The sequence below is a fragment of the Pseudomonas sp. HD6422 genome (assembly GCF_025377065.1).
Taxonomy (GTDB): domain Bacteria; phylum Pseudomonadota; class Gammaproteobacteria; order Pseudomonadales; family Pseudomonadaceae; genus Aquipseudomonas; species Aquipseudomonas putida_U.
In genome coordinates, this window is record NZ_JAHWIW010000035.1 from 1 (window position 1) to 20,550 (window position 20,550).

The 20,550-nt window shown below is 63.4% G+C and carries 23 protein-coding genes; 10 read left to right on the forward strand and 13 right to left on the reverse strand.

Going from position 1 to position 20,550, the window contains the following annotated elements:
* Positions 1 to 192: 192 nt before the first annotated feature.
* Positions 193 to 1,908: a bifunctional isocitrate dehydrogenase kinase/phosphatase gene (gene aceK / locus KY379_RS22030; RefSeq protein WP_261241434.1), complete on the reverse strand. Its 1,716-nt coding sequence runs from the start codon at positions 1,906 to 1,908 to the stop codon at positions 193 to 195.
* 160 nt (positions 1,909 to 2,068) lie between these two features.
* Here aceK and KY379_RS22035 point away from each other — a divergent pair, with 160 nt between their 5' ends.
* Together KY379_RS22035 and KY379_RS22040 are read left to right on the forward strand one after the other, a co-directional pair.
* The gene (locus tag KY379_RS22035; protein ID WP_133328068.1) at positions 2,069 to 2,944 is read left to right on the forward strand and encodes a DMT family transporter; all 876 of its coding nucleotides are present in this window, start codon (positions 2,069 to 2,071) and stop codon (positions 2,942 to 2,944) included.
* Between the two features lie 108 nt (positions 2,945 to 3,052).
* The gene (locus KY379_RS22040) at positions 3,053 to 3,511 is read left to right on the forward strand and encodes a DUF4265 domain-containing protein (RefSeq protein WP_261241435.1); all 459 of its coding nucleotides are present in this window, start codon (positions 3,053 to 3,055) and stop codon (positions 3,509 to 3,511) included.
* 4 nt (positions 3,512 to 3,515) lie between these two features.
* Here the strand turns inward: KY379_RS22040 and KY379_RS22045 are convergent, their stop codons facing one another.
* On the reverse strand, positions 3,516 to 4,397 hold the full coding sequence (locus KY379_RS22045) for a DMT family transporter (protein ID WP_261241436.1): 882 nt from the start codon (positions 4,395 to 4,397) through the stop codon (positions 3,516 to 3,518).
* 471 nt (positions 4,398 to 4,868) lie between these two features.
* On the reverse strand, positions 4,869 to 5,804 hold the full coding sequence (locus KY379_RS22050) for an aspartyl/asparaginyl beta-hydroxylase domain-containing protein (RefSeq protein ID WP_133328032.1): 936 nt from the start codon (positions 5,802 to 5,804) through the stop codon (positions 4,869 to 4,871).
* On the opposite strand from KY379_RS22050, the gene KY379_RS22055 reads away from it, so the two are divergent.
* On the forward strand, positions 5,803 to 5,934 hold the full coding sequence (locus KY379_RS22055) for a hypothetical protein (RefSeq protein WP_261241437.1): 132 nt from the start codon (positions 5,803 to 5,805) through the stop codon (positions 5,932 to 5,934). The genes KY379_RS22050 and KY379_RS22055 overlap by 2 nt on opposite strands.
* A 42-nt stretch (positions 5,935 to 5,976) precedes the next feature.
* Here the strand turns inward: KY379_RS22055 and cysK are convergent, their stop codons facing one another.
* Positions 5,977 to 6,951 (reverse strand): cysteine synthase A, encoded by a 975-nt coding sequence (cysK, locus tag KY379_RS22060; protein WP_133328030.1) that lies wholly within the window; start codon positions 6,949 to 6,951, stop codon positions 5,977 to 5,979.
* Positions 6,952 to 7,097: 146 nt separating this feature from the next.
* Here cysK and KY379_RS22065 point away from each other — a divergent pair, with 146 nt between their 5' ends.
* The 3 genes from KY379_RS22065 (at position 7,098) to KY379_RS22075 (ending at position 10,440) form a co-directional block, all read left to right on the forward strand.
* On the forward strand, positions 7,098 to 8,171 hold the full coding sequence (locus tag KY379_RS22065) for a DUF748 domain-containing protein (protein WP_133328028.1): 1,074 nt from the start codon (positions 7,098 to 7,100) through the stop codon (positions 8,169 to 8,171).
* Positions 8,172 to 8,402: 231 nt separating this feature from the next.
* On the forward strand, positions 8,403 to 9,248 hold the full coding sequence (locus tag KY379_RS22070; RefSeq protein ID WP_133328026.1) for an AAA family ATPase: 846 nt from the start codon (positions 8,403 to 8,405) through the stop codon (positions 9,246 to 9,248).
* Positions 9,249 to 9,261: 13 nt separating this feature from the next.
* Positions 9,262 to 10,440, forward strand: a complete 1,179-nt coding sequence (locus KY379_RS22075; protein WP_196174000.1) for a vWA domain-containing protein — start codon at positions 9,262 to 9,264, stop codon at positions 10,438 to 10,440.
* Between the two features lie 74 nt (positions 10,441 to 10,514).
* On the opposite strand, the gene KY379_RS22080 is transcribed toward KY379_RS22075, so the two are convergent.
* From KY379_RS22080 to KY379_RS22090, 3 genes are read right to left on the reverse strand one after another with little or no spacing between them, the layout of a single operon-like run.
* Positions 10,515 to 11,036, reverse strand: a complete 522-nt coding sequence (locus tag KY379_RS22080) for a DUF2937 family protein (RefSeq protein WP_133328022.1) — start codon at positions 11,034 to 11,036, stop codon at positions 10,515 to 10,517.
* Positions 11,037 to 11,045: 9 nt separating this feature from the next.
* On the reverse strand, positions 11,046 to 11,819 hold the full coding sequence (locus tag KY379_RS22085) for a class II glutamine amidotransferase (RefSeq protein ID WP_133328020.1): 774 nt from the start codon (positions 11,817 to 11,819) through the stop codon (positions 11,046 to 11,048).
* Between the two features lie 14 nt (positions 11,820 to 11,833).
* Positions 11,834 to 12,328, reverse strand: a complete 495-nt coding sequence (locus tag KY379_RS22090) for an MFS transporter (RefSeq protein ID WP_133328018.1) — start codon at positions 12,326 to 12,328, stop codon at positions 11,834 to 11,836.
* Between the two features lie 94 nt (positions 12,329 to 12,422).
* Here KY379_RS22090 and KY379_RS22095 point away from each other — a divergent pair, with 94 nt between their 5' ends.
* Positions 12,423 to 14,465, forward strand: a complete 2,043-nt coding sequence (locus KY379_RS22095) for a S9 family peptidase (RefSeq protein ID WP_261241438.1) — start codon at positions 12,423 to 12,425, stop codon at positions 14,463 to 14,465.
* Positions 14,466 to 14,470: 5 nt separating this feature from the next.
* Here the strand turns inward: KY379_RS22095 and KY379_RS22100 are convergent, their stop codons facing one another.
* Positions 14,471 to 14,752, reverse strand: coding sequence for a hypothetical protein (locus KY379_RS22100; RefSeq protein WP_133328014.1), 282 nt, complete (start codon positions 14,750 to 14,752; stop codon positions 14,471 to 14,473).
* A 130-nt stretch (positions 14,753 to 14,882) separates the two neighbouring features.
* On the opposite strand from KY379_RS22100, the gene KY379_RS22105 reads away from it, so the two are divergent.
* The 3 genes from KY379_RS22105 (at position 14,883) to KY379_RS22115 (ending at position 16,273) form a co-directional block, all read left to right on the forward strand.
* Positions 14,883 to 15,254, forward strand: coding sequence for a YajD family HNH nuclease (locus KY379_RS22105; protein WP_133328012.1), 372 nt, complete (start codon positions 14,883 to 14,885; stop codon positions 15,252 to 15,254).
* A 72-nt stretch (positions 15,255 to 15,326) separates the two neighbouring features.
* A complete protein-coding gene (locus tag KY379_RS22110; protein WP_133328010.1) occupies positions 15,327 to 15,797 on the forward strand; it encodes an RNA methyltransferase in 471 nt (156 codons plus the stop codon).
* 134 nt (positions 15,798 to 15,931) lie between these two features.
* On the forward strand, positions 15,932 to 16,273 hold the full coding sequence (locus KY379_RS22115) for a YgaP-like transmembrane domain (RefSeq protein ID WP_133328008.1): 342 nt from the start codon (positions 15,932 to 15,934) through the stop codon (positions 16,271 to 16,273).
* Between the two features lie 18 nt (positions 16,274 to 16,291).
* On the opposite strand, the gene KY379_RS22120 is transcribed toward KY379_RS22115, so the two are convergent.
* The 5 genes from KY379_RS22120 to rnd all read right to left on the reverse strand — a co-directional run bounded on the left by KY379_RS22120 (position 16,292) and on the right by rnd (position 20,539).
* Positions 16,292 to 17,503, reverse strand: coding sequence for a hypothetical protein (locus tag KY379_RS22120; protein ID WP_261241439.1), 1,212 nt, complete (start codon positions 17,501 to 17,503; stop codon positions 16,292 to 16,294).
* A gap of 40 nt (positions 17,504 to 17,543) precedes the next feature.
* On the reverse strand, positions 17,544 to 17,993 hold the full coding sequence (locus KY379_RS22125; protein WP_133328003.1) for a YcgN family cysteine cluster protein: 450 nt from the start codon (positions 17,991 to 17,993) through the stop codon (positions 17,544 to 17,546).
* 115 nt (positions 17,994 to 18,108) lie between these two features.
* Complete coding sequence (locus KY379_RS22130) at positions 18,109 to 19,041, reverse strand: D-2-hydroxyacid dehydrogenase (protein WP_261241440.1); 933 nt, start codon at positions 19,039 to 19,041, stop codon at positions 18,109 to 18,111.
* 74 nt (positions 19,042 to 19,115) lie between these two features.
* On the reverse strand, positions 19,116 to 19,409 hold the full coding sequence (locus tag KY379_RS22135; RefSeq protein ID WP_261241441.1) for a YcgL domain-containing protein: 294 nt from the start codon (positions 19,407 to 19,409) through the stop codon (positions 19,116 to 19,118).
* Entirely contained in the window at positions 19,406 to 20,539 is a 1,134-nt protein-coding gene (gene rnd / locus KY379_RS22140) for a ribonuclease D (protein ID WP_261241442.1), read from the reverse strand. The genes KY379_RS22135 and rnd overlap by 4 nt, the downstream gene beginning before the upstream one ends.
* Positions 20,540 to 20,550: the final 11 nt, after the last annotated feature.

Sequence of the window (20,550 nt, forward strand, 5' to 3'; positions counted from 1 at the left end):
GGCCAACCTGGTGAAAATCAGGGCCTGCCTGGCGGCAGGCCATTACCGGCCCGAACACAAAAAAACTGACAGTCCCGGACCGGCCTCTTCGCGGGCAAGCCCGCTCCCACAGGATCGCCACAGCGCTCGATAGCTGTGGTAAACCTGTGGGAGCGGGTTTACCCGCGAAGAGGCCGGCACAGTCAACCTCAATCACCGCCCCCTGCGCCGATACGGAAACACATCGATCACCCTCCCCTCACGAATCGCCGCCTGCAACCCCTTCCAGTAGTCAGCGTCATACAGCTCCCCATGCAACCGGCTGAACAACCGACGCTGGCCCATGTCAGCGAACAGAAACGGCGGAAACTCCTCGGGAAACACATCGTGCGGCCCGATCGAGTACCAGGGCTCGCCCGACATCTCATCCTCCGGATAACGCGGCGGCGGGATGTGGCGGAAGTTCACCTCGGTCAGGAAACTGATCTCGTCGTAGTCATAGAACACCACCCGACCATGACGGGTGACGCCGAAGTTCTTCAGCAGCATATCTCCGGGAAAGATATTGGCCGCGGCCAATTGCTTGATGGCCAGACCATAGTCTTCCAGAGCCTCCAGCACCTGGGCCTCGCTGGCATGCTCCAGATACAGGTTGAGCGGAGTCATGCGCCGCTCGGTCCAGCAATGACGGATCAGCACCGTATCGCCTTCGAGGACCACGGTCGACGGCGCCACCTGCAGCAACTCGGTCAGGCATTCGGGCTCGAACTTGGCAAGCGGAAAGCGAAAGTCGGCGAACTCCTGGGTGTCGGCCATGCGCCCGACCCGGTCGACCCCCTTCACCAGACGGTACTTGGCGATGACCGTGGCACGGTCCACGGTCTTGGAGGGGGAAAAGCGATCTTTGATCACTTTGAACACGGTATTGAAGCCCGGCAAGGTGAACACGCTCATCACCATCCCGCGCACCCCAGGGGCCATGACGAAGCGGTCGTCGGTGCTGGCCAGGTGGTTGATCAAGGCGCGGTAGAACTCCGACTTGCCATGCTTGTAGAAGCCGATCGAGGTGTACAGCTCGGCGACATGCTTACCCGGCAAGATGCGCTTGAGGAAGTTGACGAACTCGCCAGGCACCGGCACATCGACCATGAAGTAAGAGCGGGTGAAGGAGAAGATGATCGACACCTCGGCCTCGTCGGTGATCAGCGCATCGACCTCGATGCCGTGACCTTCGCGATGCAACAGCGGAATCACCAACGGCCATTGTTCATCCAAGGTGTGCAGGCGACCGACCAGGTAGGCGCCCTTGTTGCGGTACAACACCGAGGAAAACAGCTCCACCGCCAAGGCCGGGTCCTTGCACACCCAATCCGGCAGGCTGTCGCGCAACTGCCCCTCGAGCCGGCTCAGGTCCGCCTCCAGGTTGGCGTAGGGCACCTGGAACACATGCTCGGTGAAAATCGCCCGCAGCAGCGCATGCAGCCCGGCCTCGGGCCGATAAGTGCGGGTCTGCGCAGCGCGCTGGTGAGCTCGCAGGGAAGGCCGGGTGGTGTGGATGAACATGCAGCCATCGCTGATCAGGTCATGGCTGAACAAGCTGCAGAACAGCGAGTTGTACCAGGTTTCCGCCAGCTCATCGTCCAGGCGCGGGTCGATCAACTGGATATAGGCATGCTTGACCAGCGGCCACTGCGCGACGTCGAGCAATACGTCGTCAGCGAACGCCTGACGCAGTCCGCCATTGATCTCGACCACTTTCTCTTCATAGAGATTGATGCGGGCAGCGGCGGCCTGCTGGATGTCCTGCCAACGCGCCTGCTCGAAACGAGCCTGGGCGCCGAGGGTGATGCGCCGGAAATGTTCGCGGTAGTCGTCGAAGCCGACCAGGATCACTCGGGCGATCTCGGCGGCGGGCCAGGTAGGGGGCATGCGGGGTGCCTCGGTGCCAGGGTTGGGAATATTCAGCTTAGACATTCCAGATAGTGGCGAGCGGCGATAGCCCGTGACTGATGCGCAGCGCAAGAAAGCACAAGAACCCACCGCCCACGTCACGTAAACTCCCCGCCCTGCCTTGTTCCTGGAGACCGCCGTGAGCCCCATCGCCCTAGCCCGCCTGCTGACACTTGCTGCCGTGTGGGGGGCGAGCTTCCTGTTCATGCGCATCATCGCCCCAGAACTGGGCACCGTGCCAACGGCCTTCTTCCGGGTCTCGATCGCCTGCCTGGGGCTGATCGCGTTGCTTGCCATCGGCCGCGTGCGCTGGACATTCAACGGCAAACTCGGGGCCTGCCTGGTATTGGGCATGATCAACTCGGGCATTCCGGCCACCTTCTATTCAGTGGCAGCCCAAGTCCTGCCGGCCGGCTATTCGGCGATCTTCAATGCCACGACGCCGCTGATGGGCGTGCTGATCGGCGCGCTGTGCTTCCGTGAGCCGATGACCTTGCCCAAGCTGGCAGGCATCTTCCTCGGTCTGCTCGGTGTCGCCATCCTCAGCGGCGCTGGCCCCGTGGCGCTGGACGCCGCCTTGATCAAAGGCGCCCTGGCCTGTCTGGCTGCCACCACCTGCTACGGCTTTGCCGGGTTTCTCGCCCGGCGCTGGATCAACGGCCTGGACAGTCGCCTGGCAGCGCTGGGCAGCATGCTCGGCGCAACACTGATGACCACGCCCCTGTTCGCCTGGAGCGCGATCACGCAACCACCTTCGAGCTGGGGCGGCTGGCAGGTCTGGTTGTCGCTGCTGGGGCTGGGGTTGCTGTGCACGGCGCTGGCCTACATCCTCTACTTCCGCTTGCTCGATGAAGTCGGGCCGGTGAAAGCCAGCACCGTGACCTTCCTGATCCCGGTATTCGGCGTGCTGTGGGGCGCCTGGTTGCTGGATGAGCCGTTGTCGATGGCGCACCTGTATGGCGGCGTGCTGATCGGAGCGGCGCTATGGCTGGTATTGCGTCCAACGCGGCGTTGAGCGACCGCCAATCACCATTACTAGCTTACCTTTCATCAATGGGGCCGCTACAGACAACCTCGCCAAAGCCAACTACGATAGCCCGCCCCTCACAACTGAACCGCGAACATGCCCTGCGACCACAAGATCGTCCTCTGGCGCCTGCAACAAGACGCCCAGGGCTACCCTCCCGCCTCGATCGAAGGCCTGTGGGTCAAGCGCTCCGAAGCCGGCTATGAGGTCGACGGTATCCCGCTCTACGCCTACGGTATCGCCCCTGGTGATACCATCGTGGTGGTCGAGGAAGGTGAACAGTTGTGGTTCGAAAGCCTGCGCTGCAGTGGCGGAGCATCGGTGTTCCGAATCCTGATCAAGATCCCAGGCACTCTCGACCAGGTGCGTGCGGCTGTCGAAGAATTCGGCTGCCGGTGCCAGGCAGAACCTGCAGTGAGGATGCTCGCCGTCGAGGTCCCGCCGTCACGCGCCCTCGACACCCTGCTCTACTACCTGCTGACCCAGCGCGACGCCGGCACCCTGGACTTCGAGGAAGGCGTGTTGCGCCACGCCATCCCCGAAGAGTTCCGCTAAGGTCTCAAGCCTGGGCCAGACGCGCCGCGGGCTTGCGGAACACGAACAGCAAGCCGACCACGATCAGGCCCATGCCCAGCAGGCTGAGCGGTGCCAGACGGTTGCCGAAGATCAGCAGGTCCATCACCGCGGTCACCGCCGGAACCAGGTAGAACAGGCTGGTGACGTTGACCAGGTTGCCCCGGGCGATCAGCCGATAGAGCAACAGGGTCGCCAGCAGCGAGACCACCAGTCCCATCCACAGCAGCGCCGCGACGAAGCCGGCGCTCCATTGGACATGCAAGGGCTGCAGTGGAGCGAACAGCGCGCACATGGCGAACCCTGCCAGGTACTGCAGCGGCAAGGTCCCCATGGGATTGTCGGTGATGCGTTTCTGCAGGATCGAGCCAAAGGTCATGCTGGCCAGCGCCAGCAGCGCGAACAACATGCCAAGCAGCGATACGCCGCCCAGGTTGATGCCCTGGTAGACCACCATCACCAACCCGCACAGGCCCAGGCCCAGCCCGAAAAGGCGGCTCCAGGAGCGCTGACGCTCCATCAGCACCACGGTGAGGATCGGTTGCACGCCCATCACGGTCGCCATCACCCCAGGGGTGACTTGAGTGTTGAGCGCCAGCAGGTAGAAGATCTGATACGCGCCGAGCAGCACGCAACCCGTGCCCAGGGCCCGCAGTACCGCGCCCCGGCTGCGCGGCCAGCGTAGGCCGAGCAACGGTCCGATCAGCAGCAGGCCGGTCAATGCCAGCGCCGAACGCAGCAGCAGGAAGGCGAAGGGGCTGGCCAGGGCCAGGCCGAGTTTGGAGACGATCGCCCCACTGCTCCACAGCAGGACGAACAGGATGGTAGTGGCCGCCGAGGCCACCGAAGCTTTATTGAAGACAGACATGTATTGCCACCTGATAATAGGCGAATGAGCCAAACGGCGGGCGCGAGCTTCAGCGGAGGAAGGTGCCGACCGCGTTCAGTAGGTTGCGTAGGTGAAGGGTTGCGGCGTGAAGCCGATCAGCCCAACACGACCACGCAAGGAGGCGGAGCTACGCCGCCTACGACGCCACTGACAGGTGGTGGGTAGTGACTGATCATGACCGGCTGCGGGCTGCCGCGCACGACCATGCCCGCGACTGGCGCGAAGGCAAAGCTTGTGGTGGCAGGGGTGGCGGGCATGATGGAGGACTTTGCAGAGGGAGTTGGTTTGGAATATAGCGGTGCATCAGCGGTTGGGCAATAGCCAGCTTTTGTGTTGCTTGACCGGGCCTCTTCGCGGGACAAGCCCGCTCCCACAGGTGCCCCACAGTACCTGAGAGATGTGGGGCACCTGTGGGAGCGGGCTTGTCCCGCGAAGAGGCCGGTCCTGCAATCAGAACAACCAGCGATACAACAGGAACGCCACCACCACCGCCAGCACCGGCCGCAGAATGCGGTAGGCCTTCGGGTTGGCACGTTTGAACTGCTTCACACGGGTGCTGATCTTGTTGCTGAAGCGCTTGCTCCAGGCATAGGCCTGGTTGATCCCGCCCACACGCTCGTCATCGGTGTTTTGCGGCGCGGTGGCACGACCGAGGAAAGCACTGACCTTGCGGTTGATTCGGGTCATCAACGGACTGCTCAGCGGGCGCTCGATGTCGCAGAACAGGATCACCCGGGTCACGTCGGTTTCGTTCTTCACCCAGTGCACGAAGGTTTCGTCGAACATCACGTCTTCGCCATCGCGCCAGGCATACGGCTGGCCATCGACGTAGATGCGGCAGGCGTCGGAGTTCGGTGTGGACAGGCCCAGGTGATAACGCAGAGAGCCTGCGAACGGGTCGCGGTGGGGGTTCAGGTGGCTTCCGCCAGGCAATAGGGCGAACATCGCCCCCTTTACATTGGGAATACCGCTGACCAGTTCGACGGTTTTCGGGCACAGCGCCTCAGCCGAAGGCAGTGGTTTGTCGTACCACTTGAGGTAGAAGCGCTTCCAGCCCTTCTTGAAGAAGGAGCCGAAGCCTGCGTCATTGTCCTTTTCCGCCGCGCGGATGTACCCCTCATCGAACAGGCGCATGGCCTCCTCGCGGATCACCTGCCAGTTGTCCTTGAGCACATCCAGCTCGGGGAAACGCTCACGGTCCAGGTAGGGCTTGGACGGCACGCCGGAAAACAGGTACATCAGGCTGTTATAAGGGGCGAACAGCGCCGAATGATTGACGAACTGGCGCAACACCGGCAGGCGGGCCTTGCCGCGCAGGTGCACGAACAGCACGCTGCCGAAGAACACCAGCAGGACACCCGCCTTGGCGACGAAGGAAAAGGTCATGCAACACTCCTTGGAAAGGAAGCAGGCCAGCGCCGCCGGCTCCCAGAAAAATCATCCGGCCATCATAAACCCATCCCGCCCCGGTAAAAACAACCTGGGCGGGATCTCACTGATGAAGATTTTGCAATGAACCCGGCCACCGAATGTTGCGCCGGATCAGCGCCACGGCTGATTACTGCTGGTTTTCCTGCTCGCTGAACAGATCGCTGAAGAGCATGCTCGACAGGTAACGCTCACCGGAATCCGGCAAGATTACGACGATCGTCTTACCCTGCATCTCCGGCTTTTCCGCCAGGCGCACCGCCGCTGCCATCGCTGCCCCGCAGGAAATACCGCACAGGATACCTTCCTCTTGCATCAGACGGATGGCCATGGCCTTGGCTTCGTCATCGGACACCGTCGCCACCTGGTCGACGATCGACAGGTCGAGGTTTTTCGGGATGAAGCCTGCGCCGATCCCCTGGATCTTGTGCGGGCTGGGGGTCAACTCCTGGCCGGCCAGGGTCTGGGTGATCAACGGCGAGCTCACCGGCTCCACCGCCACCGACAGGATCGGCTTGCCCTGGGTGTGCTTGATGTAGCGCGAAACGCCGGTGATGGTCCCGCCGGTGCCTACGCCCGCCACCAGTACATCGACCGCGCCATCGGTATCGTTCCAGATTTCCGGGCCGGTGGTCTGCTCGTGGATGGCCGGGTTGGCCGGGTTCTCGAACTGGCCCGGCAGGAAGTACTGCGCAGGGTCCGAAGCCACGATCTCATTGGCCTTCTCGATGGCGCCCTTCATGCCCTTGGCGGGCTCGGTCAATACCAGTTCGGCGCCCAGGGCCTTGAGCACCTTGCGTCGTTCCAGGCTCATCGAGGCCGGCATGGTCAGCATCAGTTTGTAGCCACGTGCGGCGGCGACGAAGGCCAAGCCAATGCCGGTGTTGCCGGAGGTCGGCTCGACGATGGTCATGCCCGGCTTGAGCCTGCCACTGCTCTCGGCGTCCCAGACCATGTTCGCGCCGATCCGGCATTTGACCGAATACCCGGGGTTGCGTCCCTCGATCTTGGCCAGGATGGTCACCCCACGCGGAGCGATGCGGTTGATCTGCACCAGCGGTGTATTGCCGATGGAGTGGGCGTTGTCTGCGTAGATACGGCTCATGGCAGGGTCCTTGAACATGAGAAGAAGCAGGGGAAAGACCTCAAGGGTAAGCCTGCCCCTTCAGCCCGTAAAGCCCCGAGAAGACCGTTCGAACTCCACCGAACGGCCGGCGGTCAACCGCTTGACCCGTTGTGGAGATTCCCCCGATGAAAGCTCGCTATCGCTGGCCGCTCGTCGGCCTGGCCGGCCTGATCGTGCTGCTGGTGGCCCTGCACCTGGCACTGCCTTATCTCGTGCGCGATTACCTGAACGACAAACTCGCCGACATGGGCGAGTATCGCGGCCAAGTCACCGACGTCGACCTGGCCTGGTGGCGCGGTGCTTACCAGATCAATGGCCTGCAGATCGTCAAGACCACTGGCAAGGTGCCCGTGCCACTGCTCGATGCGCCATTGATCGACCTGGCGGTGAGCTGGCACGCGCTGTGGTACGACAAGGCCGTGGTCGCTGAAGTGACCTTCGTGCGTCCCGAGTTGAACTTCGTCGACGGCGGCAACAAGCAAGCCTCGCAGACCGGTCAGGGCACAGACTGGCGTCAGCAGCTGGAAAAACTGCTGCCCATTACCCTCAACGAAGTGCGTATCGACGATGGCACCCTGACCTTCCGCAACTTCAACTCCAAACCGCCGGTCGACCTCAAGGCCACCCGACTGCAAGCGAGCATCCGCAACCTGACCAACGTGCGCGACGAGAAAGGGCGGCGCGACGCCAGCTTCGAAGCGACCGCCCTGCTGCTGGGCGACGCCAAGGTCGAGAGTCGGGCTACCTTCGACCCGTTCAGCGACTTCGACGATTTCGAATTCCGCCTGCGCGCCACGGGGATCGAGCTACGCCGACTCAACGACTTCGCCAGTGCCTACGGCAAGTTCGACTTCAACGCCGGGCATGGTGACGTGGTGATCGAGGCCCAGGCCGAACAGGGCCGGCTGACCGGTTACATCAAGCCGTTGCTGCGTGATGTCGACGTATTCGACTGGCAGCAGGATGTCGAGGAAAAGGACAAGGGTTTCTTCCGTTCGGTATGGGAAGCGCTGGTGGGGGCATCGGAAACAGTGCTGAAGAACCAGCCGAAGAACCAGTTCGCCACTCGGGTCGAACTCAGTGGCAGTGTGCACAATCAGGACATCAGCGCCTTCGAGGCGTTCTTGCAGATTCTGCGCAATGGCTTCATCCAGGCGTTCAATGCACGGTATGAGCAGCCCGCGCCGGATACCGATTAGACCCGCGTGACCCGGTATTCAGGGTCTGAATGCCGGGTCTGCGTTTTCAGCCGTCAAACCCCGCGTTATAGTCGGGGGCAAATCAACAAATAAGTTGTCTGTTCTGGCCCTTTCGCGGGACAAGCCCGCTCCCACAGCTTTCACCTCGGATTTCTGGAACGGTGATAGACCTGTGGGAGCGGGCTTGTCCCGCGAAAGGGCCGGGTCAGGCACCCCGCAGAGGAACCCCCCATGAAGTTCGAAGGCACCCGCGACTACGTCGCCACAGACGATCTGAAACTGGCGGTCAACGCGGCCATTACCCTCGAACGCCCACTGCTGGTCAAGGGCGAGCCGGGGACCGGCAAGACCATGCTCGCCGAGCAGCTCGCCGCTTCCTTCGGCGCCCGCCTGATCACCTGGCACATCAAGTCCACTACCAAGGCCCATCAAGGTCTTTACGAGTACGACGCGGTGAGCCGCCTGCGCGACTCGCAACTGGGCGTGGACAAAGTCCACGACGTGCGCAACTACCTGAAGAAAGGCAAGCTGTGGGAAGCCTTCGAGGCCGACGAGCGAGTCATCCTGCTGATCGACGAAATCGACAAGGCCGATATCGAGTTCCCCAACGACCTGTTGCAGGAACTCGACAAGATGGAGTTCTACGTCTACGAAATCGACGAGACCATCAAGGCCAAGCAACGTCCGATCATCATCATCACCTCCAACAATGAGAAGGAACTGCCCGACGCCTTCCTGCGCCGCTGCTTCTTCCACTACATCGCCTTCCCCGACCGCGAGACCCTGCAGCGCATCGTCGATGTGCACTACCCGAACATCAGCGAGTCGCTGGTCAGCGAAGCACTGGACGTGTTCTTCGATGTGCGCAAAGTGCCTGGGCTGAAGAAAAAGCCCTCCACCTCCGAACTGGTGGACTGGCTCAAGCTGCTGATGGCCGACAATATCGGCGAAGCCGTGCTGCGTGAACGCGACCCGACCAAGGCCATCCCGCCGTTGGCCGGTGCGCTGGTCAAGAACGAGCAGGACGTGCAACTGCTCGAGCGCCTGGCCTTCATGAGCCGGCGCGGCAACCGCTGACAGGAGGCGGGCCATGTTGCTCAACCTGTTCAATGAAATGCGTGCGGCCAAAGTGCCGGTTTCGGTGCGCGAACTGCTCGACTTGCACCATGCCCTGCAAAAGCGCGTGGTGTTCGCCGACATGGACGAGTTCTACTACCTCGCCCGCGCCATTCTGGTGAAGGACGAACGCCATTTCGACAAGTTCGACCGGGCCTTCGCCGCCTACTTCAAAGGGCTGGAGAACCTCGACCGGCATATCGAGGCACTGATCCCTGAAGACTGGCTGCGCAAGGAGTTCGAGCGCTCGCTGAGCGACGAAGAACGCGCACAGATCCAGTCCCTGGGAGGTTTGGACAAGCTCATCGAAGCATTCAAGAAGCGCCTCGAAGAGCAGAAGGAACGTCACGCCGGCGGCAACAAGTGGATCGGCACCGGCGGCACCAGCCCGTTCGGTTCGGGCGGCTTCAACCCTGAGGGCATCCGCGTCGGCGATGCTGGCAAGCGCCAGGGCAAGGCCGTCAAGGTGTGGGATCAGCGCGAGTACAAGAACCTCGACGACCAGGTCGAACTCGGCACCCGCAACATCAAACTGGCGCTGCGCCGCTTGCGCAAATTCGCCCGCGAGGGCGCCGCCGAGGAGCTGGACATTGATGGCACCATCGACCACACCGCCCGTGACGCCGGGCTGCTGAACATCCAGATGCGTCCCGAACGGCGCAACACGGTCAAGCTGCTGTTGCTGTTCGACATCGGCGGCTCGATGGACGCTCACGTACGGGTCTGCGAAGAGCTGTTCTCGGCCTGCAAGACCGAGTTCAAGCATCTGGAGTACTACTACTTCCACAACTTCGTCTACGAGTCGGTCTGGAAGAACAACCTGCGCCGCACCTCAGAACGGTTTTCCACCTTCGACTTGCTGCACAAGTATGGGGATGACTACAAGGTGGTGTTCGTTGGCGACGCGGCAATGGCGCCCTACGAGATCACCCAGCCCGGCGGCAGTGTCGAACACTGGAACGAAGAGGCTGGGTATGTGTGGATGCAGCGCTTCATGGAGAAATTCAGGAAGATCATCTGGATCAACCCGTACCCGAAACAGGCCTGGGAATACACGGCCTCGACCCACTTGGTGCGCGATCTGATCGAAGACAAGATGTACCCGCTGACCCTGCAGGGGTTGGAAGATGGGATGCGCTACCTGTCCAAGTGACTGAAGGTTCTAGGTTGGTCTTGGGTTTTGCGGGGGCGCTCGATATCCGCCACACTGCAACACTCCAGCCGACCTCAGCGCCAGCTCTCTTTCACCGCCCGCCGCCGCCCACCGAGAATCACCCAGCCGATCCCCAGCAGCAGGCTCTCGACCACGAACGCCAGCACGAATCCAACACCGATGCCCCAGCCGATCGCCTCGGGCACCAGCAGGATCTGATAGCTGTAGCCCTTGAGCGTCTCTTCGCGCAATTGCGGGTCGGCCTGGGTCAGCACATGCCAGGTCCGGCTCAGCCACGAACCTTGCAACGCCTGCCACTCGTCCTCGAACAACTGGTTGCGCAGCAACAGACTCTCGATGCTGTTGGCATCGCTGATGAATACCGGGTCGTCACTGCTGCGGTAATGCCGCAGCAGTGCCTGCAGGTCGCCCTTGAAGAATCGTTCGGCAGTTTGCTTGAAACCATCGAGCGCCTGGCGCGACTCGAACAGGTGCGCCTCGACCCGCTGGCTGTAGTCGGTGATCAGCCCCGGGATCTGGATACCGGCCAGCAGGCCGAAGGTGAACAGCAGCAACCGCAGGTAACTTCTGAACATGCAGCATCCTTAGCTCTGGCCGTGGGCAACGCACTCCCCGTGCCGCCACAGGGCCCACTGGCCCGGCTCGTAGCGGTGCCAGGTCTCGTTCTCGGTGAGCGGCTCGGTGGCGATCACCGTGACCACGTCGTTGGGGGTGGTTTGCGTGTGGAAATCGACGATCAGGTCGACATCCTTCAAGCGCGCAGCGCCAAACGGGGCACGACGGGTGATGTGCACCAGTTTGCTCGTGCAGAAGCAGAACAGCCAGTCGCCGTCGCTGAGCAGGCAGTTGAAAACGCCTTTACTCCGGTAATGCGCACAAGCTTCGACCAATACCGGCAGCAGCTGTTCCACCTCGACGGGCTCGGGGAAAGCGGCGCGGATGCGGTTGAGCAGATCACAGAACGCCGCTTCGCTGTCGGTGTCGCCCACCGGCCGGTAGAAGGTCGTCTGGGCGGTGAAATCGGCCAGTTGGCCGTTGTGCGCGAAGCACCAGTTGCGGCCCCACATCTCGCGTACGAACGGATGCGTGTTGGACAGGCAGACCCGACCGACGTTGGCCTGGCGGATGTGGCCGATGACCACCTCGCTCTTGATCGGGTAACGCTGTACCAGATTGGCGACTTCCGACTCGCTGCTCGCCGCCGGGTCCTGGAACAGACGCAGGCCGCGGCCTTCGTAGAAGCCGATGCCCCAGCCGTCACGGTGCGGGCCGGTACGCCCGCCGCGCTGCATCAGCCCGGTGAAGCTGAAGACGATATCGGTGGGGACGTTGGCGCTCATGCCCAGCAGTTCGCACATGGTGCTGACTCCGCTTACAACCGCGGCTCGACCCGGCCACCGACAGGCGCGGCTGCGGGCGGGTCGTCGCGGTAACGGTTGCGTGGCTCGGCGGCCAGCGGGGCGTCGACCAGCACCTGCTCATCCTCCTGCGCCCGGCGCGCTGCGGCAGCCTCGGCGTTGGCACGGCGCTCGCGGGCGCGTTTCTCCAACGGCCAGCGCAGCAGCACGAACAGCAGGTACAGGGCAAAGGCGATCAGGCCGTACATGGCGAAGTCGGACACCGCACGCCAGGCGTTGTTGCCGACCTTGAAGGCAACGTCGAGCGTGGTGATGGCAAGGGCCGGCGCGAAGGCTTCCTTGACCGGGTCGACGATGGTCGGGGTCAGCAGCAATACCGCCACGATCACCCGCAGCGGTTCACGCAGCCAGCGCCACATCCAGCCGGTGAGTTTGAAGCTCACCCACAGGCAGCCCAGGGCGGCCACGAGGTACAGGCCCCAGGCCAGGGTATAGTCGTTCTCGGTCATGGTGTTCGTGCAAGCCAGGCAAAGAGAGGCCTATGATAAACACTTTTACGGGCGCAGGCAGTGTTTGCCTGCCCCCCCGCCTACGAGATCACCGATGCCGACCAAGCCCCAGCCCCCCGTCGCCCGCCAGGAGCAGGCCGCCGATCCTTATGCCTGGCTGCAGCGCCGCGACAGCCCAGAGGTGCTCGAATACCTGCAGGCCGAGAACGCCTACCAGGAGGCCTGCCTGGCCGACCAGGCGGCCCTGCGCGAGGAATTGTTCGAGGAAATCAAGGGCCGTATCAAGGAAACCGACCTGTCGTTGCCCTCCCCGTGGGGGCCTTACCTCTATTACACCCGCACCACCGCTGGCGACGAATACCCGCGCCACTATCGCTGCCCGCGCCCAGCCGATGACTCGAACACGGTCGATGAAAGTCATGAACAGTTGCTGCTCGACCCCAACGTCCTGGCCAACGGCGGCTTCCTCGCCCTCGGTGCCTTCAACGTCAGCCCCGACCACCGACTGCTGGCCTACAGCCTGGATACCAGCGGCGACGAGATCTACACCCTCTACGTCAAGGACTTGGAAAACGGCAAGCTGACCACCCTGCCCTTCGACGACTGCGATGGCAGCATGACCTGGGCCAACGACAGCCAGACGCTGTTCTTCGCCGAACTGGATGACACCCACCGCCCCTGGCGCCTGCGTCGTCACACCCTGGGCGAAACCGGGGCCCACGACGTATTCGAGGAGCCGGACGGCCGTTTCTTCCTGCATTGCTATCGGACCAGCTCCGAACGCCAATTGGTGTTGCTGCTCAACAGCAAGACCACCAGCGAGGCCTGGGTACTCGACGCCCAGACCCCGCAAGCCGCGTTCGTCTGCCTGGCCCCGCGGGTCGAAGGCCATGAGTATTTCCCCGATCACGGTCAGCTCGAAGGCCAGTGGCGCTGGTTCATCCGCAGCAACCAGGCCGGTATCAATTTCGCCCTCTACCAGGCGCCCGCTGATCAGCCGCCGTCCCGCGAGCAGTGGCAGGTACTGGTCGCCCACCGCGACGATGTGATGCTCGAAGGTCTGAGCCTGAATGCCGAAGCCCTGACCCTGAGCCTGCGCGAGGGCGGCCTGCCGATCATCGAAGTACGTCCCGAGGGCCTGCCGGCGTACCGGGTCGAGCTGCCGGACGCGGCCTACAGCCTGTATGTCCAGGACAGCCTGGAGTTCGCCAGCCACCGTATCCGCCTGCGCTACGAAGCGCTCAATCGCCCGGCCCAGGTCCGTCAGCTGACATTGGCCACGGGAGAGCAGGCAGTACTCAAGCAAACCCCGGTACTCGGCCCCTTCGATGCCGACGACTATGTCAGCGAACGCCTCTGGGCCACCGCAGCGGACGGCACCCAGGTGCCGATCAGCCTGGTACGCCGACGCCAGGATGTCGGCCAGGCCGTGCCACTCTATCTTTATGGCTATGGCGCTTATGGCGAAAGCCTCGACCCGTGGTTCTCCCATGCCCGCCTGAGCCTGTTGGAGCGTGGCGTGGGCTTTGCCATCGCCCATGTACGCGGCGGCGGTGAACTGGGCGAGGCCTGGTACCGCGCCGGCAAGCAGGAGCACAAGCACAACAGCTTCGGCGATTTCATCGCCTGCGCCGAACACCTGATCGCCCAGGGCGTGACGAGCGCCGAGCGGCTGGCCATCAGCGGCGGCAGCGCCGGCGGCCTGCTGATGGGCGCGGTGCTCAACTTGCGCCCGGCGCTGTTCCGCTGCGCCATCGCCGAAGTGCCGTTCGTCGACGTGCTCAACACCATGCTCGACCCCGACCTGCCGTTGACCGTCACCGAATACGACGAATGGGGCAACCCCGAGGACCCTCAGGTGCATGCGCGCATCAAAGCCTACGCGCCATACGAGAACGTCAAGCACCAGGATTACCCGGCCATGCTGGTGGTGGCCGGCTACAACGACAGCCGTGTGCAGTACTGGGAAGCGGCCAAGTGGGTGGCACGCCTGCGCACCTGCAAAACCGACGACAATCTGTTGCTGCTCAAGACCGAGATGGGCGCAGGGCACGGTGGTATGAGCGGACGCTACCAGGGGCTGCGCGACGTGGCCCTGGAATATGCCTTCGTACTCAACGAGCTGGGTGTGGTGTAACGCCGTCAGTCATCGTCTTGGACCGGCGCTTTCGGCGGGTCCTGGTGCAAGCCAGGCAGAGGCTGGTCCCTGGGCGGCCCTGGGACCGGCATCGGCGGCAACAGCGGCGCTCCGGGCTGGCTGTCGTATGCCTTGGGCGGCGTGCTCGGAGTGATCTGCGGGTAAGGCGTGGGCGTCGGAGTACCGGGTGCGCCCGGCACTGGCGTGGTGAGCCGTGGTGGCGTGGCCGCTGCCTGGGCAAATGAGACGCAAGCCACGAGCAACGCGGCGAGGATCGCACGAAACATCAGCAACCTCCTGTCGGTAACCTTCCTACAGGCTACGCCGATAATCACCTTTTCGCCTGTCCGACGGCCCGGCAAGCGCGCTAGACTCAAGCCATAACCGTCATCGCCTGAATACAACGAAGGAAACACCATGAGCTCGGCCTCCACTTCTGCCGCCACCGCCCGCCTCGACCGCATCCTCGCCGACGCCAAGCGCGACAAGGAAATGGGCTACCGCGACAAGGCGCTGAAAATGTACCCGCACGTCTGCGGCCGCTGCGCCCGCGAGTTTTCCGGCAAACGTCTGAGCGAGCTGACCGTGCACCATCGCGACCACAACCACGACAACAACCCGCAGGACGGTTCCAACTGGGAGCTGTTGTGCCTGTACTGCCACGACAACGAGCACTCGCGCTACACCGACCAGCAGTACTTCAGCGAAGGTTCCACCAGTACCCCGAGCATCGCCAAGGCCACCCACAACCCGTTCGCCGGCCTCGCTGGCCTGATGAAGAAAGACTAGCCGTCACCACAGCCCCCCGCTGGCGCCGGCCAGCCCGTATAATCGCGGTTTTTTCGTGAAGGGCCCCGGCACGTGGCAAACAAACGGTACAGCTGCATCGGCCTGTTCAACCCCAAGTCTGCAGAGAACGTCGGTTCGGTGATGCGCGCGGCGGGTTGCTACGGCGTCAACTCGGTGTTCTACACCGGCAAGCGCTATGAGCGGGCGCGTGACTTCGTCACCGACACCAAGCGCGTGCACTACGACATTCCGCTGATCGGCATCGACGATCTACAGCGCATCATTCCCTTGGGCTGCACGCCCGTCGCCGTGGAACTGGTCGAGGGCGCACGGGCCCTGCCCGAATATACCCACCCCGACCGTGCCATCTACATTTTCGGACCAGAGGACGGCACGTTGAGCGAAGAAGTGCGTGGGTGGTGCGAAGAGACGATCTACATCCCCACCGAGGGCTGCATGAACCTGGCGGCTACGGTGAACGTCGTGCTGTATGACCGGCTGGCCAAGGGTCTCAATACCCGCTCAGGGCCAAAGTTCAAGTAAACGAAAGCGGCCGACCCTTCGGTGTCGGTCCATCACCCGCCAAAAAACAGGGACCGCGTACCATTTGGCACGCCAAAGGAACGCCAGCGTCGCCCTGCAGGTCAGCTGCTTACACTTCACACGGAGACCTCGCCATGCTGGATATCCATAGCGCTGCAACCTCGCGGGACCACAACGTCCATGGGCTGGAACGAGCAAGTTCACTGGCCGGGGGAGCCCTGATGATCAGCAAGGGGCTGCGCCACGGCGGCCTGCTGGGGCTGCTGCAAATCGCCGTGGGCGGCCTGGCTCTGGCCCGGGGCGTCAGTGGACATTGCTCGACCAAGGCTTGGTGGCAGCGCCATCGCCAGGAGTACAACGGTTTGAAAGCGGACATCGAGCGCAGTGCCGAGGAACTCAAAGCCTTGAAGGACAGCGCCAAGGCCGCGACCGAAGGGGTGACGGTGACCGGCAAGGACCCATTGCCGGGTATGTGATGGTTCAGTGCCTGTGCCCTACCGCAACACCTTGCTCTGTAACACCTCGGAGTGGCGCCCCAGCACGCTTTCGCTGATCTGCACGAACTCCTCGGTGCTGACGCTGGGCAGGCGCATCAGGGCCTGGGCCACATCGTCCAGCGAGCGCTTGGCCTGGGTATGGATACGGATTTCCTTGTCCAGCGCCTGCAACAGCAAGATGCCCCGCGCCACTTGGCCCGGGGTCGCCTGGGCGGCACGCAGTTCGGTGACTTTGGCGGCGCGCTTCTGCAGGCGCGCCTGCCACACCTCATAGCGGTCATCGCTGATGCCCCCTGCCCGGCGCAACAATTCGTTGGCGTAATAGTCGGTCAGGCTTTCGCCTAGCCAGTCGCTGCCAGTACGCGGGCGAATTTGCGCGAACAATTGCACCACTTCCCGCAGCAGAGGGCTGCTGCCGTTCTCGCTGACCATCGGCCTTGCACTGTGCAGGTACAAGGAACCATGCGCCGCCATTGCGCCGCGCCACATGCCGTCGCGCGCGCCAACCAGGAGCAGTTTCGGCGGATTGCGCGGGAATACAGCCTGCAAGTGCGGCCAGACGAAGGTGAGCAGGGTCAGGCTATCCATCCTTCGCATCCCCTGCCCCACCGGCGCCGCCACGGTGACGTCGGTATCACCCAGGCGCGCGCGACGGCTGCCCAGGTCGCCTGCCAGCATCCAGCCGGTCGGGCGGTCGAACAGCCGCGAGACGTTGTCGACGCGGAATTTGTCCTTGCCGATGCGTGGCCAGGAGGTTTCGATGCTGTTCCAATCGTCGGGCAGGTCGAAAGCCAGACGCGCTACTAACTCGGTGCCGTCCTGTTGATCGAGGCGTGCCGGTGGCACCAGTTGGTCGCCGAGGAACAGCGCCCAGTGCGGCGTGATGCGTGAGGAATAAGCGCCGCTGCGCAGGCGCTGGTCCAGCTGTACCCGGTAGCTGAGGCTGGTCTTGCCCGCTGCCGGGTGCCATACCCCACGCTCGCCCTTCTGCTGCCACTGGCCGTCGGCGAGAAAACCGCTGTAGGCCCCAGCCTTGCCCAGGTCGAAGTCCAGGCTGCGCACGGCACTGCCCTCGGACAGGGTCAGGCGGACTTCAGCCTGCCCATTGGCCGGAAGCAGGCGCACTTGATAGTCCAGATCGACTTTCTTGGCCCAGGCCGGCGAACAGGCCACCAGGCAAAGGAGCAACAACCGCTGGCTACGACGCATTCAGAAACTCCTTGTTTCGCGCAGACGAAGTCCGCGCCGATCAGCTGGCGCGGAAAATCAGGTGGTCTTCCCAGTCGTCCTCGTCCACCTCATGTTCGCTGAGCATACGCCCCGACTGGGAAATACGCTGCTCATGCACTTGCGAACGATCGCCGCACACCAGGTGATGCCACGCCGGCAGGTCCTTGCCTTCGCTGACCAGGCGGTAGCCGCAGGTGCTCGGTAACCACTTGAACTGGTCGGCCTTGCCGGGGGTGAGCTGAATGCAGTCCGGCACCTGGGCGAAACGGTTCGGATAGTCGCTGCACTGGCAACTCTGCAGGTCGAGCAGCTTGCAGGCGATGCGCGTGTAGTAAACGCTGTTGTCGTCCTCGTCCTCGAGCTTTTGCAAACAGCACAACCCGCAGCCGTCACACAGCGACTCCCATTCTTGCGGGTCGAGTTGTTCGAGGGTCTTGCGCCGCCAGAACGGCGCGCTGTCAGCGTTCATCACACGTATTTCCTGCGTCATCTTCAGGCCGCGGCGTGCGGCGGCGCCAGTCTAGAGCCTGGCCTGCGGCAACGCCAGACCGCTTGTCAGTGTCCGTCGGCGGCCCGCTTCCGAGTCAATAACCGCGCTCGAAGTCCACTTCCCCCCTTATCGCCTGCCCGGACGCGAAGGCCTGCGCATTCTCGACGAACAACCGCACCATCGCCTGTGGCGAAGTCGGCGCCGAGCTGTGCCCGGTCAGCAGCAGGCCCCAGGCCGTCCAGAATGGGTGGCGCTGGGGCAGAGGTTCCTGGCGGCAGACGTCGATCACCGCCCCTGCCAGGTGCCCCTGCTTGAGTGCCTCGACCAGATCGGCGTCGACCACCGCCCCCCCACGCCCGGCATTGATGAACAACGCGCTGGGGTTGAAGCACTTGAACAAGGCAGCATCGTAGAGGTCATGGGTGGCCGGGGTATCGGGCAGCAGATTGAGCACGTAGTCGACCTGGCCGACCAGACGCGGCAACGCCTCCAGCCCGGCCACCTCGACGAACGGCGCCAGCTCGCGGGCGCTGCTGGCCACGCCATACAGGGTGACGCCGAACGGCTGGAGGAACTGCGCCACGCGCTGGCCGATATCGCCGGTACCGACGATCAGTACCCTGCGCCCTTCCAGGCTGACGCCCGGTCGATCGTCCCAGCGTCGCTCCACCTGGCTGACCAGACGCGACAGCACCTCGCGCTCATGACCGAGCATGTAGGTGAGCATGTACTCGGCCATCACCTGGCCAAAGATGCCCACGGCGCGGCTCAAGCGGTAATCGCGAGGCAGTCCTTGGGCCAGCAACGGGGTGATACCGGCCCAGGTCGACTGCATCCACTGGGGTTTGTGGCCTTGGCGCAGCAAGGTCGCCAGCAGGTCGGGCTGGCCAAGCCAGACCGGACATTGCGGCGCCAACTGCGCCAGTTCGGCGGAGTCGCCGCTGGTGAGGATTTCCAGGTCCGGTGCCGCCTCGCCCAGCAGGCGAGCGTAGTTGGCATGATCCTGTTCGACGATCAGAACGCGCATCGAGAAAACAACCTTGGCAGACACGACGACGGCCCGACACGCGGGCCGCCAGACAAAAGAGGTGATCCGCCGGGTCAGGCCGGATCGTTACGGCGCAGCAGCTCTTCGGGGAGGTGCTCGATGTAGTCGTCTTCCGGCGGCGGCATCTGCAGGTGGTAACCCTGCGTGTCGAGGTTCTCCAGCACCTTGGCGATGTCCTCGCGAGCCAGCTTGCGTTCGGGTGAGAGCACTAGATCGAAAGCATGGACAGGGGTGCCGAAGAACGGCAGCAAGCCTTCGGGCACGCGCTCCAGGCACTCGGCCTTGAGCACGTAGAGGTACATCTCGTTCTTGCGGGGGCTCTTGTAGATCGAGCAAATACGTTTCATCGGGTCTCTCCGGCACCTGCCAGGTCATCGAGCAGGGCCTGGCCCATGCGCTCACGGCGCCAGCCGCGCAGCGAATCGGGCAGTTGGTAGGGGCCATTGGGATAGCCGCTCTTGAGCAGGGCTTCCAGGGCTTTCTTGCGTAGCATCAGCTCGGGGGCGATGCCCAAGCGCTCGCCTTCGGCCTGGCCGATGGCGCGCAGACGCTTGAGGATGCCGGAGGCTTCGATCGGCAGCGGCTCAGGCAACGCCTGCGGCCACTGCTCGGCAGGCAGGCTGGCGGCGTGCTTGATCAGCTTGAGCAGCGTCTCGCCGTCCTGGCGAATGGTGCGCGGGTGCATCTCGTCGATCTTGGCCAGAGCCGACAGGTTGTCCGGCTGGTACTTGGCCATGGGCCACAACGAGTGCTCCTTGAGGATGCGGTTGCGCGGTACGTCGCGGCTGCGTGCCTCGCGTTCGCGCCAGGCGCAGAGCTCGCGCAGCACTGCCAACTGTTGCGGTGCCAGCTTCCAGGCCAGCTTGACGTCGCGGTACAGGGTTTGTGGCTCGACTTCGCGGCGCAGGGCCGCGACCAGTTCGGCGCCGTCCTCAAGTACCCAGGCGTATTTGTCATCGGACAGGCGCGGGCGCAGGGCAGTGAACAGTTCGGCCAGGTGCACGGCATCTTCGGCAGCGTAGCTGACCTGGGTATTGGACAGCGGGCGCTGCAACCAGTCGGAGCGGGTTTCGCCCTTGGGTAGCTCGATGCCCAGTACCTCCTGCACCAGGCGCGAATAGCCCATGGAGAACCCCAGGTTCAGGTAACCGCCCGCCAGTTGGGTATCGAACAACGGTTGCGGCAGCTTGCCGGTCAGACGCAGCAGCACTTCGAGGTCTTCGCTGCAGGCATGCAGTACCTTGACCACCGCGCAGTCTTCCAGCAGATCGGCCAACGGCTGCCAGTCCTTGATGGTCAGCGGATCGATGAGAAAGGCGCGCTGGCCGTCACCGACCTGCACCAGGCCGGCCTTGGGGTAGAAGGTATCGACCCGCATGAATTCGGTATCGAGCGCCACGAAGGGCAGGTCGTGCCAGGCACGGCAGTGTTCGGCCAGGCTCTGGTCGTCACGGATCCAGTGTATTTCGATGGCCACGAGGCTCTCCC

Excerpts from the sequence above, each read along its gene's own strand:
- aceK (WP_261241434.1), bottom strand. The coding sequence starts at position 1,908 with ATGCCCCCTACCTGGCCCGCCGCCGAGATCGCCCGAGTGATCCTGGTC.
- KY379_RS22040 (WP_261241435.1), top strand. The coding sequence starts at position 3,053 with ATGCCCTGCGACCACAAGATCGTCCTCTGGCGCCTGCAACAAGACGCC.
- KY379_RS22045 (WP_261241436.1), bottom strand. The coding sequence starts at position 4,397 with ATGTCTGTCTTCAATAAAGCTTCGGTGGCCTCGGCGGCCACTACCATC.
- KY379_RS22055 (WP_261241437.1), top strand. The coding sequence starts at position 5,803 with ATGCAACACTCCTTGGAAAGGAAGCAGGCCAGCGCCGCCGGCTCCCAG.
- KY379_RS22050 (WP_133328032.1), bottom strand. The coding sequence starts at position 5,804 with ATGACCTTTTCCTTCGTCGCCAAGGCGGGTGTCCTGCTGGTGTTCTTC.
- cysK (WP_133328030.1), bottom strand. The coding sequence starts at position 6,951 with ATGAGCCGTATCTACGCAGACAACGCCCACTCCATCGGCAATACACCG.
- KY379_RS22065 (WP_133328028.1), top strand. The coding sequence starts at position 7,098 with ATGAAAGCTCGCTATCGCTGGCCGCTCGTCGGCCTGGCCGGCCTGATC.
- KY379_RS22070 (WP_133328026.1), top strand. The coding sequence starts at position 8,403 with ATGAAGTTCGAAGGCACCCGCGACTACGTCGCCACAGACGATCTGAAA.
- KY379_RS22075 (WP_196174000.1), top strand. The coding sequence starts at position 9,262 with ATGTTGCTCAACCTGTTCAATGAAATGCGTGCGGCCAAAGTGCCGGTT.
- KY379_RS22080 (WP_133328022.1), bottom strand. The coding sequence starts at position 11,036 with ATGTTCAGAAGTTACCTGCGGTTGCTGCTGTTCACCTTCGGCCTGCTG.
- KY379_RS22085 (WP_133328020.1), bottom strand. The coding sequence starts at position 11,819 with ATGTGCGAACTGCTGGGCATGAGCGCCAACGTCCCCACCGATATCGTC.
- KY379_RS22090 (WP_133328018.1), bottom strand. The coding sequence starts at position 12,328 with ATGACCGAGAACGACTATACCCTGGCCTGGGGCCTGTACCTCGTGGCC.
- KY379_RS22095 (WP_261241438.1), top strand. The coding sequence starts at position 12,423 with ATGCCGACCAAGCCCCAGCCCCCCGTCGCCCGCCAGGAGCAGGCCGCC.
- KY379_RS22100 (WP_133328014.1), bottom strand. The coding sequence starts at position 14,752 with ATGTTTCGTGCGATCCTCGCCGCGTTGCTCGTGGCTTGCGTCTCATTT.
- KY379_RS22105 (WP_133328012.1), top strand. The coding sequence starts at position 14,883 with ATGAGCTCGGCCTCCACTTCTGCCGCCACCGCCCGCCTCGACCGCATC.
- KY379_RS22115 (WP_133328008.1), top strand. The coding sequence starts at position 15,932 with ATGCTGGATATCCATAGCGCTGCAACCTCGCGGGACCACAACGTCCAT.
- KY379_RS22120 (WP_261241439.1), bottom strand. The coding sequence starts at position 17,503 with ATGCGTCGTAGCCAGCGGTTGTTGCTCCTTTGCCTGGTGGCCTGTTCG.
- KY379_RS22125 (WP_133328003.1), bottom strand. The coding sequence starts at position 17,993 with ATGAACGCTGACAGCGCGCCGTTCTGGCGGCGCAAGACCCTCGAACAA.
- KY379_RS22130 (WP_261241440.1), bottom strand. The coding sequence starts at position 19,041 with ATGCGCGTTCTGATCGTCGAACAGGATCATGCCAACTACGCTCGCCTG.
- KY379_RS22135 (WP_261241441.1), bottom strand. The coding sequence starts at position 19,409 with ATGAAACGTATTTGCTCGATCTACAAGAGCCCCCGCAAGAACGAGATG.